This window comes from Aliiroseovarius lamellibrachiae (genome assembly GCF_018599245.1).
Taxonomy (GTDB): Bacteria; Pseudomonadota; Alphaproteobacteria; order Rhodobacterales; family Rhodobacteraceae; genus Aliiroseovarius; species Aliiroseovarius lamellibrachiae.
In genome coordinates, this window is record NZ_JAHEVJ010000004.1 from 35,125 (window position 1) to 50,806 (window position 15,682).

Annotated in this window: 15 protein-coding genes; all 15 read right to left on the bottom strand. The window is 56.3% G+C overall.

The window, feature by feature from the left end; genetic code table 11:
• Positions 1-134 precede the first annotated feature (134 nt).
• The 15 genes from ftsZ to KKW20_RS08090 all read right to left on the bottom strand — a co-directional run bounded on the left by ftsZ (position 135) and on the right by KKW20_RS08090 (position 15,471).
• Positions 135-1,805 carry a cell division protein FtsZ gene (gene ftsZ / locus KKW20_RS08020; RefSeq protein WP_214567366.1) on the bottom strand — a complete coding sequence of 557 codons (1,671 nt, stop codon included), beginning with the start codon at positions 1,803-1,805 and terminating at the stop codon, positions 135-137.
• 224 nt (positions 1,806-2,029) lie between these two features.
• The gene (gene ftsA, locus KKW20_RS08025) at positions 2,030-3,364 is read right to left on the bottom strand and encodes a cell division protein FtsA (RefSeq protein WP_214567367.1); all 1,335 of its coding nucleotides are present in this window, start codon (positions 3,362-3,364) and stop codon (positions 2,030-2,032) included.
• On the bottom strand, positions 3,361-4,284 hold the full coding sequence (locus KKW20_RS08030) for a cell division protein FtsQ/DivIB (protein ID WP_343207565.1): 924 nt from the start codon (positions 4,282-4,284) through the stop codon (positions 3,361-3,363). The genes ftsA and KKW20_RS08030 overlap by 4 nt, the downstream gene beginning before the upstream one ends.
• Positions 4,272-5,195 carry a D-alanine--D-alanine ligase gene (locus KKW20_RS08035; RefSeq protein WP_214567368.1) on the bottom strand — a complete coding sequence of 308 codons (924 nt, stop codon included), beginning with the start codon at positions 5,193-5,195 and terminating at the stop codon, positions 4,272-4,274. The genes KKW20_RS08030 and KKW20_RS08035 overlap by 13 nt, the downstream gene beginning before the upstream one ends.
• Positions 5,196-5,330: 135 nt before the next feature.
• On the bottom strand, positions 5,331-6,263 hold the full coding sequence (gene murB / locus KKW20_RS08040; protein WP_214567369.1) for a UDP-N-acetylmuramate dehydrogenase: 933 nt from the start codon (positions 6,261-6,263) through the stop codon (positions 5,331-5,333).
• Positions 6,250-6,516: a DUF2484 family protein gene (locus tag KKW20_RS08045; protein WP_214567370.1), complete on the bottom strand. Its 267-nt coding sequence runs from the start codon at positions 6,514-6,516 to the stop codon at positions 6,250-6,252. The genes murB and KKW20_RS08045 overlap by 14 nt, the downstream gene beginning before the upstream one ends.
• Positions 6,513-6,752, bottom strand: coding sequence for a DUF2484 family protein (locus tag KKW20_RS08050; protein WP_214567371.1), 240 nt, complete (start codon positions 6,750-6,752; stop codon positions 6,513-6,515). Before KKW20_RS08050 ends, KKW20_RS08045 begins: the two co-directional genes overlap by 4 nt.
• Positions 6,753-6,756: 4 nt before the next feature.
• Positions 6,757-6,987 carry a hypothetical protein gene (locus KKW20_RS08055; RefSeq protein ID WP_214567372.1) on the bottom strand — a complete coding sequence of 77 codons (231 nt, stop codon included), beginning with the start codon at positions 6,985-6,987 and terminating at the stop codon, positions 6,757-6,759.
• Positions 6,988-6,991: 4 nt separating this feature from the next.
• Positions 6,992-8,392, bottom strand: a complete 1,401-nt coding sequence (gene murC / locus KKW20_RS08060) for a UDP-N-acetylmuramate--L-alanine ligase (protein WP_214567373.1) — start codon at positions 8,390-8,392, stop codon at positions 6,992-6,994.
• Complete coding sequence (locus KKW20_RS08065) at positions 8,389-9,489, bottom strand: UDP-N-acetylglucosamine--N-acetylmuramyl-(pentapeptide) pyrophosphoryl-undecaprenol N-acetylglucosamine transferase (RefSeq protein WP_214567374.1); 1,101 nt, start codon at positions 9,487-9,489, stop codon at positions 8,389-8,391. Before KKW20_RS08065 ends, murC begins: the two co-directional genes overlap by 4 nt.
• Positions 9,489-10,655 (bottom strand): putative lipid II flippase FtsW, encoded by a 1,167-nt coding sequence (ftsW, locus tag KKW20_RS08070; protein ID WP_214567375.1) that lies wholly within the window; start codon positions 10,653-10,655, stop codon positions 9,489-9,491. The genes KKW20_RS08065 and ftsW overlap by 1 nt, the downstream gene beginning before the upstream one ends.
• A gap of 182 nt (positions 10,656-10,837) precedes the next feature.
• Positions 10,838-11,767, bottom strand: coding sequence for a DMT family transporter (locus KKW20_RS08075; protein ID WP_214567376.1), 930 nt, complete (start codon positions 11,765-11,767; stop codon positions 10,838-10,840).
• 88 nt (positions 11,768-11,855) lie between these two features.
• A complete protein-coding gene (locus KKW20_RS08080; RefSeq protein WP_214567377.1) occupies positions 11,856-13,289 on the bottom strand; it encodes an NAD(P)(+) transhydrogenase (Re/Si-specific) subunit beta in 1,434 nt (477 codons plus the stop codon).
• Positions 13,290-13,302: 13 nt separating this feature from the next.
• Positions 13,303-14,874 (bottom strand): Re/Si-specific NAD(P)(+) transhydrogenase subunit alpha, encoded by a 1,572-nt coding sequence (locus KKW20_RS08085; RefSeq protein WP_214567378.1) that lies wholly within the window; start codon positions 14,872-14,874, stop codon positions 13,303-13,305.
• 150 nt (positions 14,875-15,024) lie between these two features.
• Positions 15,025-15,471, bottom strand: coding sequence for a methyltransferase family protein (locus KKW20_RS08090; RefSeq protein WP_214567379.1), 447 nt, complete (start codon positions 15,469-15,471; stop codon positions 15,025-15,027).
• Positions 15,472-15,682 lie beyond the last annotated feature (211 nt).

The window sequence follows — 15,682 nt, forward strand, 5'->3', positions numbered from 1 at the left end:
TAAAACACCACGCGGAACAACATAAAGATCCCTCTTTATCCCCCTGAAAGAAAACAGAAAACGGCCACCCAAAGGATGGCCGTTTCGATAATGATCACCTCAAACTCGGCAGTGTTTTGCCGAAGGTTTTGACCTTAGTTTGCCTGGCGGCGCAGGAAAGCCGGAATTTCGACTTTTTCTTGTTCAGCATCCATCGCAGGGGATTGTGCTTGATGTTGAACAGGTGCCTCGTGCTGCGCTGGCGCCTGAACGGAAGGCTGCGTGCGTGCGGCATGATCTTCTGCGGCACCAGCCCCGGTCATCCGATTGATCAACGAGTTGATTCCAAAGCGCGGTTTATCCGCAGCTGGGTGATGGGATGCGGCGGCTGACTGTTGTGCAACATACTGCTGTTGCGCCGGCTGTTGCGCTGGCTGTTGGGCTTGCGCGCGTGGCTGATTATGTACAGCCGCCTGCAAACGGGCCAAAGCTTCTGGCGATGGGGTGCCAGGCGCAGGGGCTTTGGGTGCAACAAATTGTGCAACTTCAGGCTCTTGCTCGAAGCGGTTGTCCATTGGCGCTGGCTGTTCTTGCTGCATTTGTGGCTGATACGCGGGCGGAGGCAAATCGCCGCCGGCATGTTCGGCTGGAAATACATTCTCGCCCTGCTCTTCTGCTGCAGCGGTTGTTGCGTTCAGATCCTCGCCAAACAAAGAAGGCTCGATCGGGGTTTCCGAAGATGGATTAGAAGCAGCGACAACGGCCTCAACATGTGCTTCGAATTTCTCCTCAACCACCAATGGGGCTTGCAATGGTTCAGACAAACGACGGCGTGGGACAGGCACATCCATCACCACTTCGGTTGCGTCAATCCCTGTGGCAACGACAGACACGCGCATTGCGCCTTCCATGCCGTTGTCCAGCGTTGAGCCGACGATGATATTAGCGTCCTGATCCACTTCTTCGCGGATACGGTTGGCCGCTTCGTCCAATTCAAACAGGGTCAAATCGTAACCACCAGTGATGTTGATCAACACGCCTTTGGCCCCACGCAGGGAAATTTCGTCCAGCAGCGGGTTGGCAATGGCTTTTTCGGCCGCTTGAACGGCGCGATCTTCGCCTTCAGCCTCGCCGGTGCCCATCATCGCCTTGCCCATTTCGTCCATTACGGCGCGCACATCAGCAAAGTCGAGGTTGATCAGGCCCGGACGAACCATAAGATCGGTAACACCCTTAACACCTTGATAAAGAACATCATCCGCCATCGAGAAGGCTTCGGTGAAGGTGGTTTTTTCATTGGCCAAACGGAACAGGTTCTGGTTCGGAATGATGATCAATGTGTCAACCATCTTCTGAAGCTGCTCAACGCCGTCTTCGGCCTGCTTCATGCGCTTAGCGCCTTCGAATTGGAACGGCTTGGTGACAACACCCACCGTCAATACACCCAATTCGCGCGCAGCTTGCGCAATGATCGGTGCGGCCCCGGTGCCGGTGCCCCCGCCCATACCTGCGGTGATAAAGCACATATGTGCCCCCGCCAGATGGTCAACGATCTGTTCAATGCTTTCTTCAGCGGCCGCCGCCCCAACCGATGCTCGCGCGCCGGCCCCAAGGCCTTCGGTGACTTTCACACCCATCTGGATGCGGTCTTTTGATCGCGAATGCTGCAATGCTTGCGCGTCAGTGTTGGCCACTACGAACTCGACACCTTCGAGTTCTTTTTCGATCATGTTGTTGACTGCGTTGCCACCGGCACCGCCCACGCCAAACACCGTGATACGAGGTTTCAATTCTTCCTGACCTGGCATGGTAAGGTTCAATGTCATGATCTGTCCGCCTGTCTTAAGTGCGTGAGCTGCGCGGCATTCTATGGCCGTTCACAAGCTTATGTTCCTTTGCGGCGTGAATCGCCGATTGACTGCCTCTTTTCAGCCACAATAGCCTGAAATCAGATGCTCCGTCACGCCCCAAAAGATATATTTGCACAAAATATGGTGAAATTCGCCGGATAATCAGCAGGATTTCGCCCAAGAACACAGGATATTGCGGATCACCAGTTGTCTTTGAACCATTTCATCGCGCGTTTCAGACTGCGGGCCGGGTAGCTTTCTGCGGGAATTGCAAAATCCCACCACTCGTCCTGCGGGTTTGCGGCAAACAAACACAACCCAACAGCCGAGGCAAACCCCGCCCCGGTTGCGGCCTGTGGCAGACCCTGAACGCGCAGGGGGCGACCGATGCGCACTTGCTGACCCAGGATTTTTGGCGCCAACCCATCCAGCCCCGGAATTTGACTTCCGCCGCCGGTCAGCACAATTTGTTGGCTGGGCAAGTGATCAAAACCAGCCGCATCCAGCGATTGACGCACCTCTTCCAGAATTTCTTCGACACGCGGGCGAATGATACCAATCAGCTCAGCTCGGCTAACCGTACGGCGATCTCGTTCCCAATCGCCCGTGTCTCCGCCAATTTCAATCATCTCGCGATCGTCCATACCTGTGGCGACAACGCCGCCATAAAAGGTCTTGATCCGTTCGGCTGTTGCCATGGGAACTTGCAGGCCTTTCGCGATATCCGAGGTAATGAGATCGCCCCCCAAGCGCACCGAATCTGCAAAAATCATATGCTTTTTCATGAAGATGGACACGCCAGTTGAACCACCACCTAAATCAATGCAAGCGGCCCCCAATTCCCGTTCATCTTCGACCAATGCGGAAATCCCGGAAACATAGGCTGAACTGGCCAGCCCCGCGAGTTCCAGATCGCAGCGTTTGATGCAATATAAAAGGTTCTGAATGACGGCGCTGTCGACAGTCAACAGATGCATATCCACCGCCAGCCGATTGCCCATTTGGCCACGAGGATCAGACAAGCCTGACCGATGATCCAGTGCGAAATTGACGGGTTGCGCATGAAGAACCTCGCGCCCAGCCCCAAAGTCCGGGACATCACAGGCGGCCAGGACGCGGCCCACATCATCTTCGGACACCGAACGATCGTTCAACTCAACCGCGCCGGCCAATCCGTATGACCGTGGATTTGCCCCCGACAAACAAGCGATGACGTGGTCTACACGGACATTGGCCATTTTCTGGGCGGCTTGAACCGCGGTTCGAATGGCCCGTTCGGTTTCTTGCATCGCATCAATTTCGCCGAAACGCACCCCACGCGAGCGGGTGGTGGCGGCGCCAATCACCCGAAAGGCGCTTTGGCCGGCCAGGCTGCCGACCCCGTCGCCATCGCGATGCTGATTGGTTCCATCAAACCTCAGCACCAGACAGCCGATTTTTGCGGTCCCAATATCCAAAATCGCAATCACACCACGCTGCATGGCTGCTTGTCGCATCGAGCGCATAGCGCGCTGTTGGGCATAAAGATCGCTCATTGTGAGGTGTCTCCAAGGTCCAAAGCTTTGATCCGGCGCAGTTCATCGGTGGCTTGATCCGCCATACGCAGCGTCGGTCGCAAAGGGTTTCTCATGTCAATAATTGTCAGATCGCGCGCCAAAAGGTCCTGCGCCTGATCCAAAGCCAAAATCTGTTCCAACGCGGCGACCGGGGCATTTTCCGGCAGTAAAATCCGCTGATCATCCTTCAACACAACATCCCAACGGCGCGCACCAACACGCACCAAGCCACGCAATTGTGTCGCCAATGGTCGGGCCGCGGCAAAGATCATCAACGCTTCTTTTATGGCATCCTGCGCGCCCTCGCCCACCACCAACGGAAGATCGGCACGGGCCGAACGCGCGGTGAGACTGGCCACACGGTGTCCGGTGTTGTCCAACAACTCCAACTGCTCTCCCGTGCGCCAAACGATCACGGGAGCGCGCTCGGAAATTGCCACTTCAAGAACGCCGCCGGGCCGAATGCGCAACTCGGCCTCAGCCACAACATCGAGTTTCATGATCTCATTGCGCATGACATCGAGGTCAAGATCGAAGGAGGAAATCGGGAAATCAATAGGAAGGATGGTGCGCACCGCGTCACTGACAATCGGCGTCGCCCCTTCAACCGCCATGAGTTTCACCATGAATTCTGGGCGCTCTTGGACAGAGCGCTTCATCGCGGTCAATTTTTCGCCAATGGCATAGCGATTGGTGGGGTTGGAAAAATACCAACCGGTCAAAAGCAAGACCAAAAACACAGGTACTCCGACCCGCAAAAAGGCGCGAAACACGGGTGTTAGCCAAAGTCGATGTGCTTTATAGGCCATGCGCGATGGGGCGGGATCACGGCGCGGCCCTTGTTGTTTTGGCGCGGGGGCGGCGACCGCGCGATATGTTTGGCGGTCTACCGGTTGCACGATGCGTCCTCCACCATCCAGGCACACAGCGCGCCGAAACTCATGCCGTTATGGGCGGCTTGTTCTGGCACCAAAGACGTCGGTGTCATGCCCGGTTGCGTATTGGTCTCTAACAGGATCAGCCCGTCCAGCCCGCGCGTTTCGTCCCAGCGGAAGTCGGTACGGCTGACACCGCGACACCCAAGCGCCTGATGGGCGCGCACAGCGTAATCACGACAGGCCGCCTCGATCTCAGCAGGAATATCTGCGGGGATTACATGGCGCGATCCACCATCAGCATATTTGGCGTCATAATCGTACCAACCATCGGTCAGAATATCGGTTACGGCGAAGGCCACGTCGTCCTTCACGGCGGTCGTCATCTCACGACCCGGCGCGTAGGTTTCCACCATGACGGTTTGCGGCATGGTATCGGCCAGTTTGGGTGGGCTATTGGCGCCTTCGTTGACGATATAAATCCCGACCGAGCTGCCTTCGTTATAGGGTTTCACCACATAAGGCGGCGCGATCACATGGCGGCGCTTCACCTCTTCGCGGTCGGCCAGAACCGATGCCATCACCGGCAAGCCAGCCGCGCGAAACACATCTTTGGCGCGTTCTTTGTCCATCGCGATCGCTGAGGCAAGCACGCCTGAATGGGTGTAGGGGATCTGCAACCACTCCAGCACGCCCTGCACACAGCCATCTTCGCCCCAACGGCCATGCAGCGCGTTGAACACAACATCAGGTTTGATCTCTTTCAGGCGTTCAACAAGGTCGGGTCCAGCGTCCAGCTCGACCACATCATACCCTTCTTCCCGCAAAGCCTTGGCGCATTCACACCCGGAACTTAACGACACCTCGCGTTCAGCTGAGGGGCCACCAAATAAAACCACGACTTTCGGGGCTGTCCTGCTCGACTTGCCCGTCATGTGCCTCGTATCCCGGACCAATTGGTCCCACTTCGGATCTTATGATCCTAATCTGCTTTAAATGAGGCTGTACCGCCCCTTGAATTGATCGGAATTGTGTCCCAATCCCTTTATCATGCGCTTGTTGTGGCCCGCTTATTTTGGTGCCGGTTCGCCCACGCGCATAATTTCCCATTGTAGCTTTATGCCGCTGTGTTCGTAAACCTTTTTTCTGACCTCTTCCCCAAGTCCTTCCAGGTCATCCGCTGTGGCCCCATCAACATTGGTCAGGAAATTGGAATGCATCACATTCATCTGCGCCCCGCCCCGCGTGGCGCCGCGCTGTCCGGCATCTTCAATCACTTTCCAGGCCTTAAGCTCATGGCTGTCATCGGCGCGTCCGGTAGAGCTAAACCCAGCCGGATTACGAAACGTGCTGCCGGCTGTGCGATCTTTTGTGGGCTGTGTTTCATCGCGTTTCGCCAGTTGTGCCGCCATCCGATCCGCCAGCGTTTGCGGGGCCCCTGTTGGCCCTTCAAACTCCGCGCGCGTGATCACCCAACCTTCTGGAAGGTCGGTTTGGCGATATTGAAAATTCAAGTCATCCGCGGACAGTGTCACACGCTCACCTGACCGCGTGATCGCATGCGCTTTGACAAAAACATCAGCAACATAAGACCCATAGCACCCGGCGTTCATGCGCACAGCGCCACCAATTGCGCCCGGAATGGTGCGCAGGAATGTCAGGTCCACGCCTGCCTCAGCCGCTTTGCGCGCGACATGCGCATCCAGCGCCGCGACACCCGCTGTGACCCTTTGGCCGTGAACTTCGATTGCGTTGAAACCCCGTCCCATACGAATGACGACACCGCGAATGCCACCATCGCGCACGATCAGATTTGACCCAACGCCCATGGGAAACACCGGAACCTCGGGATCAAGCTGGGACAGGAAGGTCGCCAGATCATCCTCATCTGCGGGCATAAACAGCCACTCCGCCGGGCCGCCAACGCGCAACCACGTCAGGCCGGCCAGCTCTTTTTCGGCCATTAGGCTCCCGCGGGTTTCGATCTGATCAGGCAGAGCCATTGGATATTCCTTTTGCCAAACGGCGCAGCCAACGCCCGAAATAGATCAGCGGCCAGCGCAAAACCAACGCTCCGGCGAGACCAGTAACCGCTCCGGCCCAGATCCCGTTCTCATAGACAATAAAGAGCCACAGGGGCAAGCCCACCGCCGCCAGAACATAGGCCGTTTTCCAGTGCTTGTCGCCCGAGGGAAACAGCGCGGCAATGGCAGCGCCAATCACCCATAGACATGCGAGAACCAGTGAAAATGTCACGAGGCCGCCCTTATCTGACGCAGCACTGCCCACAAGGGGCGGCGAAACATGGAAGCCAGAGCAAGAATGGCAACCCCAGTCCAGATCCAGCCATGCACCATGCCAATCCATATGATCAACAGCGGTGCCACCAATAAAAGCGCCAATCCGGGGATAAATTGAGACCGCATGGGCAAAAACGCGACGATGCTCGACGCAATTACCCAAAGGCAAGATAGGATCAATACCAAACTCATCTGCTTAACGCCCTTTTCGCATGTGTCGAATTGTTCGCCCCAAGGCTGCCGCAAACCCGATCACCGGCCCAAAACTCAGCACTGTTTTTGAAAGCACCGACAGCCCTCCGATGAAGAAAGCACCAATTGCCAGCAATATCACAGCAGACAGAACCACCTTTGCCACGCTCAGACGTGACAGGCCGAGCCAGCCCCCCAAACAGAAGTAGATCGCAGCAAAAAGCAGAAACCCCATCTGTTTATGTCATCATTTTTCCGGGAAGTGCATTGGCCCATGTGCTGATCGTACCGGCCCCGAGGCAGACAACCATATCACCGGGCTTGGCCTCGGAGGTAACAAGCGCCAAAAGCGCGTCCTCGTCCGGGATTGCCTTTGCCTGACGGTGCCCGTGTCGCACCAGCCCCGCCACCAGATCATCACGCGACGCCCCATCAATCGGGTCTTCGCCTGCGGAAAACACATCGGCAATGCCGACAACATCTGCTTCATTAAAACAGGCACAGAAATCTTCGAACAGGTCATGCAAGCGGGAGAAACGGTGCGGTTGATGCACCGCGATCACGCGCCCTTCTGTGGCTTGACGTGCGGCCTTTAACACCGCTGCAATCTCCACCGGGTGGTGACCGTAATCGTCGATGATGGTGACACCATTCACCTCCCCCACGCGGGTGAAGCGTCGGTTCACACCGCCAAACCCGGCCAGAGCCGAGCGGATTTCGTCGCGCTTCATGCCCAGATGCAACGCGACAGCCACCGCAGACAAGGCATTGGAAACATTATGATCCCCAGGCATTGGGAGCGTACACCCCTCAATCTTTGTACCATCGTGATGCAGTTCGATGTCAAAATGCGCAACCCCACCCTTATAGGTCAGGTTCACCGCTCGTACATCCGCTTGCGCATTGAAGCCAAAGGTCACAACACGCCGATCTGTGATTTTACCCACCAGCGATTGCACTTCTGGATGGTCGGTACAGCAAACCGCCAAGCCGTAAAATGGAATGTTTGATACAAAGTCCAGAAAACCCTGACGTAGGGCATCAAAATCGCCCCAATGCTCCATATGTTCCGGGTCGATATTGGTGACAATGGCGATGGTTGCCGGAAGGCGATTAAAGGTACCGTCGCTTTCGTCCGCCTCTACCACCATCCATTCCCCCTGCCCCATGCGCGCATTGGAGCCATAGGCGTGGATGATGCCGCCGTTGATCACGGTGGGATCAATGCCACCATGCACCAACAGTTCAGCCACCATCGTTGTGGTGGTTGTTTTGCCATGCGTCCCAGCCACCGCGATGTTCGATTTCAACCGCATCAGCTCCGCCAGCATTTCGGCACGTCGCACAACCGGCAGGCCCTTGGCGCGCGCAGTATCAAGCTCGGGATTGCCGGGTTTGATCGCGGATGAGATCACCACCACTTCGGCGTTCTCAAGGTTTTCAGCCCGCTGGCCAATGAAAATTTCGGCTCCCAGCTCTTTCAAACGATCGGTGATTTTCGAGGCCTTCAAATCGGACCCTTGAATGCGGTATCCGTGGTTCAACAGAACCTCGGCAATCCCTGACATCCCAATGCCGCCAATACCGACGAAATGAATGGCGCCCATTTCGGTGGGCAATTTGGTGGCGGCTGCGTTCATGTGTTTTGTCCTGTCAATTCTTCTACCAACGCCACAAGGCGATCTGTGGCGTCCGGAATGCCCTGCGATAAAGCGGCCAACGCCATCTGAACCGCCCCATCGGGGTGCTCTAATACATTTGCAATCTGCGCTGACAACATCGCTGGATCCAACTGACTTTCCGGGATCAAGATTGCGGCTTGCGCGTCCACCAAACCACGCGCATTGGCGGTCTGGTGATCTTCTGTGGCGTGTGGATATGGGACCAGGATCGAGGGTCGCCCGATGACAGAGATATCCGCCACTGATGACGCCCCCGCCCGGCTGATCACCAATTGCGCCTCGGACATCCGGCGCGGGATGTCATCGAAAAAGGGCTGCACATCTGCGCGAATTCCGTGTTCGGCGTAGTAATTCACAACGCGCTCATGATCTTCATCGCGGGCCTGGTGGCTGACAGAGATATGATGCAAAAGATGCTCTGGCAAGCTTGCGATTGCGGCGGGGACATTGTCAGACAAGGCGCGCGCGCCTTGGCTACCGCCCATCACCAAAATCGACATGGGGTAATCCCCCGGAGCAATATACCCCGCACCCGCGCGCTTCAGCACCGCGCCGCGCACGGGATTACCAGTATGAAGCGCCGTGCCACCCTCGGGCACTGCGGTTGGCCATGTTCCGCAGGCCACGTAGTTTACCCGCGTCGCAAAGCGCTTGTTAACCCGCCCCAAAACGCCATTTTGTTCATGAATCATCCGCGGCAGCCCCAACATCCACGCGGCCCCAATCGCCGGAATGGACGGGTATCCACCAAAGCCAACAACCGCAGCAGGACGGTCACGCCGCAACCGCATCGCCATTGCAAGCACACCGCCGAGGATCTTAAACGGCACCATCAATTTCGCCACCGGACCACCGCGCGAAAACGTGGCGGAGCTCACCTCTTCCACTTCAACCATATGCGGAAAACCACCCGTATAGCGCGCCCCGCGCGCATCGGTCGACAGCTTGACCCGCCAGCCTTTGCGCAACATGGCCTCGGCCAAAGCTTGCGCAGGGAACATATGGCCGCCGGTTCCCCCGGCAGCAATCACAAGAAGAGGTTGGGTATGCGACATTAGCCTGCTCGTTGATTAAAGACGTCCTGCATCTTGCCCTGTGGGCGCGTGCGGGTGAAGGCCAGCAACATACCTAATGCAATGCCACCTGCAATAAGCGAAGATCCGCCATAGCTGACAAATGGCAGTGTCATGCCCTTGGCCGGCAACAAACGGACCGCAACACCCATATTGATGAGCGCTTGCACGCCGAAAATGGCCGCAAGCCCGGCGCCCGCCAGACGAATGAATGTGTCACGTTCTTGGATCAGGCGCATAAAGCTGCGCACCACAACCGTCGCATAAAGCGCAATGATGATCAAAACGAGGATCAGGCCATATTCTTCTGCGGCCACGGCAATGATGAAATCCGTGTGGGCATCCGGCAGGGACCATTTCACTTGCCCCTCCCCCACTCCAACGCCAAAAAACCCACCTTCGCGGATCGCGTTTGCGGCGTAGCCAAGCTGGGTGGTTGGGTCGACATCCGGGTTCAAAAACCCATCAATCCGTCGCGCCACATGTTCCGAGTTATTATAGGCGACGGTCATCCCCATAAAAACCATCCCAACAAGGGTGACAAGCACGGTAATCGGGGCGCCCGCAAGAAAATACATCACGCCCCAACCAAAGGCGATCAATGCCGTTTGGCCGTAATCTGGTTGGGTCACAAGAAAGGCGCAAATGACAATCAGCAAACCAAGCGACATCGCTTTTCCGGGCGGGCCATTCAACTCGTGACTGGCGGCCATCAACCAGGCAGCAACAATGATAAATCCGGGCTTTAGAAACTCTGACGGTTGGATCGAGGCAAAACCCAGCGAATACCAACGCACAGCCCCTTTGCTGAAATCCGTGCCCAGGACGGGCAGCATGACAACGGCGACGAAGGCAAACCCAAAGCCAATCACACCAAGACGGCGCACCAGCGTTGGGCTCATCATCGTTGTGGCGAACATGGTCACAAGCGCAATTGTTCCAAACAGCAATTGGCGTTCAACATAATGGAACGACGGCAACCCGTTGCGCGCCGCCAACGGCGGTGAGGCCGCAAGCCCCAGTAAAAGCCCAATGCCGAAAAGGATGAGAATGCAAGAAACCGACCATCTGTCGATTGTACGCCACCAACGGGGAAGAATTGGATCGCCATCCCGCCGGGGGATCGCGCCATAGACCATCTCAGTCATAATTGCCGCCTGTCACTGCTTTAAATACCGCTCGTTATCATTTGTTTTCCCCGGATTTTTTGAAATCCGTGGTCTGTGCCACAATCCGGTGAAGCCCCAATGTCCCTTAGGGTCTGACAGAAGGGTAACGCATTTTTCCTGCAATCACCAGTACTTAATCCGCTTGCACCACGCAGGGACGCCTATCCGCCAGACGGCGTAATTTGCCGGGCGGCGGCGCGCTCCAGCCGCAGTCGCCCTTCGCGCCACAAAATGATCCCACCCGCTGAAATGACAATTGCAGCCCCGATAAGGGTTTGCAGGGTCGGCAGGTCGGCAAAAATGAAATAGCCAAAGGCGATCGCAAACAACATGGATGAATAATCAAAAGGCGCGATGGTTGAGGCATCCGCGTATTTATACGCCGTGGTCAACAGCGCCTGCCCGATCCCGCCGACCAGCCCGGCGGTCAGCAGCAAGGCCCATTCCAAAGGGGTCGGCCAAACCCAGCCAAAGGGCGCGGTGAGCAACCCTGCACCGGTCGCACAAAGCCCCGCATAAAGCACGACGGTGGACGGGTGATCTTTGCCGACCAAACGGCGCACAAGGATCTTGGCGACCGACACGAAACACGCAGCGACAAACGCCAGCATCGCCCCAAAGGCCATGAGGTTGGCCTCGGTTCCAGCGATGTGCCCAAATCCGGTCAACCGCGGCCATAGGATGATCAACACACCAAATAAGCCAAGGCCAACCGCGGCAATTCGGATCATCCGCACGCGTTCCCCCAAGAACATCGCCGCAAAAATGGTGGTCAGGATGGGCGAAGCAAAAAAGATCGCGGTCACTTCTGGCAAGGGCAAATACCCCACCGCGGCAAAGCTTAACCCCATGCCGCAGACCCCAAAGAGCCCGCGCATCAGGTTGCCGCGCAGGTGATCTGTTTTTAATGCAACCGCCAGACGGCCTTGCCACATAAGCCAGGTTAATATGATCGGCAGCGCAAAGAACGACCGAAAAAACACCGCCTCTCCGGGCGGGATGTGGTCGGACACCGCTTTGATCATCGCCTGCATTGAGACGAAAAAAGCGACAGATGCCAATTTAAGAAAGATGCCAAAGCGTGGGGTCATGCCCTTGCCTATGACGCACAAGTGTAAAACACCAGCCCAAACAAAAACGGGCACCCGAAGGCGCCCGCTTTCATTGATAGTTCACCGTTTAGGTGATTTTGGTCAACAGCGTATCAAGGCTTGCTTTCGCGTCACCATAGAACATGCGGGTGTTTTCTTTGAAGAACAATGGGTTCTCGATGCCGGAATACCCGGTCCCCTGCCCACGTTTTGACACGAACACCTGCTTGGCTTTCCAGCATTCCAGAACCGGCATGCCGGCGATCGGGCTGTTCGGATCCTCTTGCGCCGCTGGGTTTACGATGTCGTTGGACCCGATCACGATGGCCACATCCGTTTCCGGGAAGTCATCATTGATCTCGTCCATTTCCAGCACGATATCGTAAGGCACTTTGGCCTCAGCGAGCAGCACGTTCATATGCCCCGGCAGACGCCCCGCAACAGGGTGGATCGCAAAGCGCACGGTCTTCCCTTTGTCGCGCAAACGACGGGTTAGTTCAGCCACATTCTGCTGCGCTTGGGCCACGGCCATACCGTAGCCTGGGATGATCACCACGCTGTCAGCCTCTTCCAACGCGGTGGCAACACCGTCAGCATCAATGGCAATCTGCTCGCCGTCAATTTCCATCGCTGGGCCGGTTTCGCCGCCAAATCCACCAAGGATAACGGACACAAACGACCGGTTCATTGCCTTACACATGATGTAAGACAGGATCGCACCAGATGACCCCACAAGCGCACCAACAACGATCAAAAGGTCATTGCCGAGTGAGAAACCAATCGCCGCCGCGGCCCACCCTGAGTATGAGTTCAGCATCGACACAACAACCGGCATATCCGCACCACCAATGCCCATGATCAAATGGTAACCGATAAAGAACGCCGCCAGGGTCATCACAAAGAGCGGCAGGAAGCCACCGGTGTTAAAATACCAAATCAGGCAAAGCACCGAAATGATCGCCGCCGCCGCGTTCAGCATATGCCCACCGGGCAGTTTGGTTGCGGCAGAGGACACCTTACCCGCCAGCTTGCCGTAAGCCACCACAGACCCGGTAAAGGTCACAGCACCGATGAAGATGCCAAGGAACAACTCGACCCGCAGGATGGATTGCTCAACGGGTGTTTTATGGGCCAAGAGGGCTGCAAAGCCGTCCAGCGCGTCACCAGCGCCATGGGGCATCGCCAGCACATTTGCCAGCTCGATATGGGCGATATAGCCGACAAAAACAGCCGCCAAACCCACCAGCGAGTGCATCGCCGCCACAAGTTGCGGCATCTCGGTCATCTGGACGCGCTGCGCCACAACATAACCGATCATCCCGCCGCCTGCGATCATCAGGATCGACAAAAGCCAATAGCCCGCGCCGGGACCAACAAGCGTGGCCGCAACCGCCAGCGCCATGCCGACAATCCCATACCATACCGCGCGTTTTGCACTTTCCTGCCCGGACAATCCGCCGAGGGACAGGATGAAAAGAACAGCTGCAACAACATAAGCAGCAGTCGTGAAACCGAATTCCATAATCCCGGCCTCCTTAAGATTTCTGGAACATGGCAAGCATGCGCCGGGTTACGAGGAAACCGCCGAAGATGTTAATCCCCGCCATGAAGATCGACAGCGCCGCCAGCAAAATCACCAGGAACGAGCTTGATCCGATTTGCATCAACGCCCCCAGAATGATGATCGACGAGATTGCGTTGGTCACAGCCATCAGCGGCGTGTGCAACGAATGCGCCACATTCCAGATCACTTGGAACCCGATAAAGACGGACAGCACAAAGACGATGAAGTGCTGCATAAAGCTGGCAGGTGCCACAAGCCCGACGCCCAAAAGCAACACGGCCCCAATGGCAAGCAAGGTCACCTGCTGTTTGGTTTGTGCTTTAAATTCAGCAACTTCCTGCGCGCGCTTCTCTTCTGCGGTCAACTCTGGCACCACCTCTTTCGGTTTGGCCGCAATCGCCTGAACCTTGGGGGGGGGCGGTGGAAAGGTGATCTCTCCTTGGTAGGTCACCGTTGCCCCACGGATCACATCGTCTTCCATGTCATGATTGATCTGACCATCTTTTTCAGGGGTCAAATCGGTCATCATATGCCGGATGTTGTTGGCATAAAGACTAGAGGCTTGCTGCGCCATGCGCGATGGGAAATCGGTATAACCCACAATGGTCACGCCATTGTCGGTCACGATTTTCTCGTCCATCACCGTGCCTTCAGCGTTGCCACCTTTTTCCGCCGCCAAATCGACAATCACCGAACCCGGTTTCATCGCTGCGATCATGTCCTTAAGCCACAGCTTGGGCGCTTCGCGGTTGGGGATCAACGCCGTGGTGATCACAATGTCCACCTCTGGTGCCAATTCACGGAACTTGGCCAATTGCGCTTCGCGGAACTCAGGGGACGAGACCGATGCATAGCCGCCCGAGGCCGCGCCATCCGCCTGATCTTCTTCAAAATCGAGGTACACAAACTCTGCACCCATTGATTCCACCTGCTCGGCCACTTCTGGCCGCACGTCAAACGCATAGGTGATTGCACCCAGCGAGGTGGACGTGCCGATCGCGGCCAAACCGGCCACACCAGCGCCAACCACCAGCACCTTAGCCGGTGGCACTTTACCAGCAGCCGTCACCTGACCGGTGAAGAACCGACCGAAGTTATTGCCCGCTTCAATGACCGCGCGATAGCCCGCGATATTGGCCATCGAGCTAAGCGCATCCATCTTCTGAGCGCGTGAAATACGTGGAACCATTTCCATCGCAATCACATTGGCGCCAGACTTCTTCGCCTTTTCCATTCCATCTTCATTCCCACCGGGATTAAAGAATGAAATCAGCGTCTTGTCCGCAGACAGCCGTTTCAGCTCTGTGTCATTTGGTTGACGCACTTTAGCGATGATATCCGCAGCTTTCCACAGTGCCGCCGCCGTTTTCACGACCTCAACCCCTGCGTCTTTATAGAGCTTGTCAGCAAAACCAGCCGCCAATCCGGCTTTGGTTTCGATAACACACTCATAGCCGAGCTTTTGTAACATCAAGGCGCTTTCCGGCGTCATCGCGACCCGGTTTTCACCCTCAAACAATTCCTTCGGAACACCGATTTTCACGTGTCTCTTCCTCTTCTCCCGTCAAGAACAAAGCGCGGAGCATCCCCCACTTTGCCAATCTGATCCCTTACATCAGGGCAGTTTTACGCAATGCGCGCGCAATAAGCTATCACTACGCAACGTTCTGCGACAATTTTGTTTCAAAATCCGTCATAGCCAGCGGCGCACTTGTGCCGCCCACTCTTGGAATTCAGGCCCAAACTTGGCCCGCAATCCCGCCTCTTCATCTTCTATGAACCGTTTTGTGATGATGCGAATGAACAGCGGCACCAAGATTAACGCCGGCAGGACATCCCACCGTATCAGACATCCAGCGAGCAACATGGCATCGGCCAGGTAAATCGGGTTGCGGGAATACCGGTACAGACCGTGCTGTAAAAATACAGAAGGCTCTCGGCGCGGCACAACACTGGTTTTGCTGATCAAAAACGTCATGGCCGCGCCCAGCATCAACAGCAAAGCGACTGCGATCAAGCCTGTGCCAATCCCTTTGGTCAACGCCCAATCAAACCCCAGCCCCGGCCACAAATGATCCAGCCCAAACCCCGCGCAGAGCATTCCAACCAGCCAAACCGGAGGCAGATCAAGCCAGTTCATCACTCCTCGCAAAACAGTTTTCCCCTCTTTTCAACCCGTGTTGGGGCACATTCGGCAATGTTTCCACGAATGCCAAGGGCCAAACGTAGGAAACTCTCCCAAATCGTGGTCAATCGGCGAAACGATCCCACAATTGCCGATCACAATTCAGGGATTGCCAGCCAAGTAATTTCAGATAGCGTCAGCCAAGGTGTTCCGGATATCGGATCCG

What these genes read in the sequence shown, in the direction of transcription:
- ftsW (WP_214567375.1), bottom strand. Translation starts at nt 10,655, where the DNA reads ATGACTGAGATGGTCTATGGCGCGATCCCCCGGCGGGATGGCGATCCA.
- ftsA (WP_214567367.1), bottom strand. Translation starts at nt 3,364, where the DNA reads ATGAGCGATCTTTATGCCCAACAGCGCGCTATGCGCTCGATGCGACAA.
- KKW20_RS08065 (WP_214567374.1), bottom strand. Translation starts at nt 9,489, where the DNA reads ATGTCGCATACCCAACCTCTTCTTGTGATTGCTGCCGGGGGAACCGGC.
- KKW20_RS08090 (WP_214567379.1), bottom strand. Translation starts at nt 15,471, where the DNA reads ATGAACTGGCTTGATCTGCCTCCGGTTTGGCTGGTTGGAATGCTCTGC.
- KKW20_RS08050 (WP_214567371.1), bottom strand. Translation starts at nt 6,752, where the DNA reads ATGAGTTTGGTATTGATCCTATCTTGCCTTTGGGTAATTGCGTCGAGC.
- KKW20_RS08035 (WP_214567368.1), bottom strand. Translation starts at nt 5,195, where the DNA reads ATGACGGGCAAGTCGAGCAGGACAGCCCCGAAAGTCGTGGTTTTATTT.
- KKW20_RS08055 (WP_214567372.1), bottom strand. Translation starts at nt 6,987, where the DNA reads ATGGGGTTTCTGCTTTTTGCTGCGATCTACTTCTGTTTGGGGGGCTGG.
- murC (WP_214567373.1), bottom strand. Translation starts at nt 8,392, where the DNA reads ATGAACGCAGCCGCCACCAAATTGCCCACCGAAATGGGCGCCATTCAT.
- KKW20_RS08075 (WP_214567376.1), bottom strand. Translation starts at nt 11,767, where the DNA reads ATGACCCCACGCTTTGGCATCTTTCTTAAATTGGCATCTGTCGCTTTT.
- ftsZ (WP_214567366.1), bottom strand. Translation starts at nt 1,805, where the DNA reads ATGACATTGAACCTTACCATGCCAGGTCAGGAAGAATTGAAACCTCGT.
- murB (WP_214567369.1), bottom strand. Translation starts at nt 6,263, where the DNA reads ATGGCTCTGCCTGATCAGATCGAAACCCGCGGGAGCCTAATGGCCGAA.
- KKW20_RS08080 (WP_214567377.1), bottom strand. Translation starts at nt 13,289, where the DNA reads ATGGAATTCGGTTTCACGACTGCTGCTTATGTTGTTGCAGCTGTTCTT.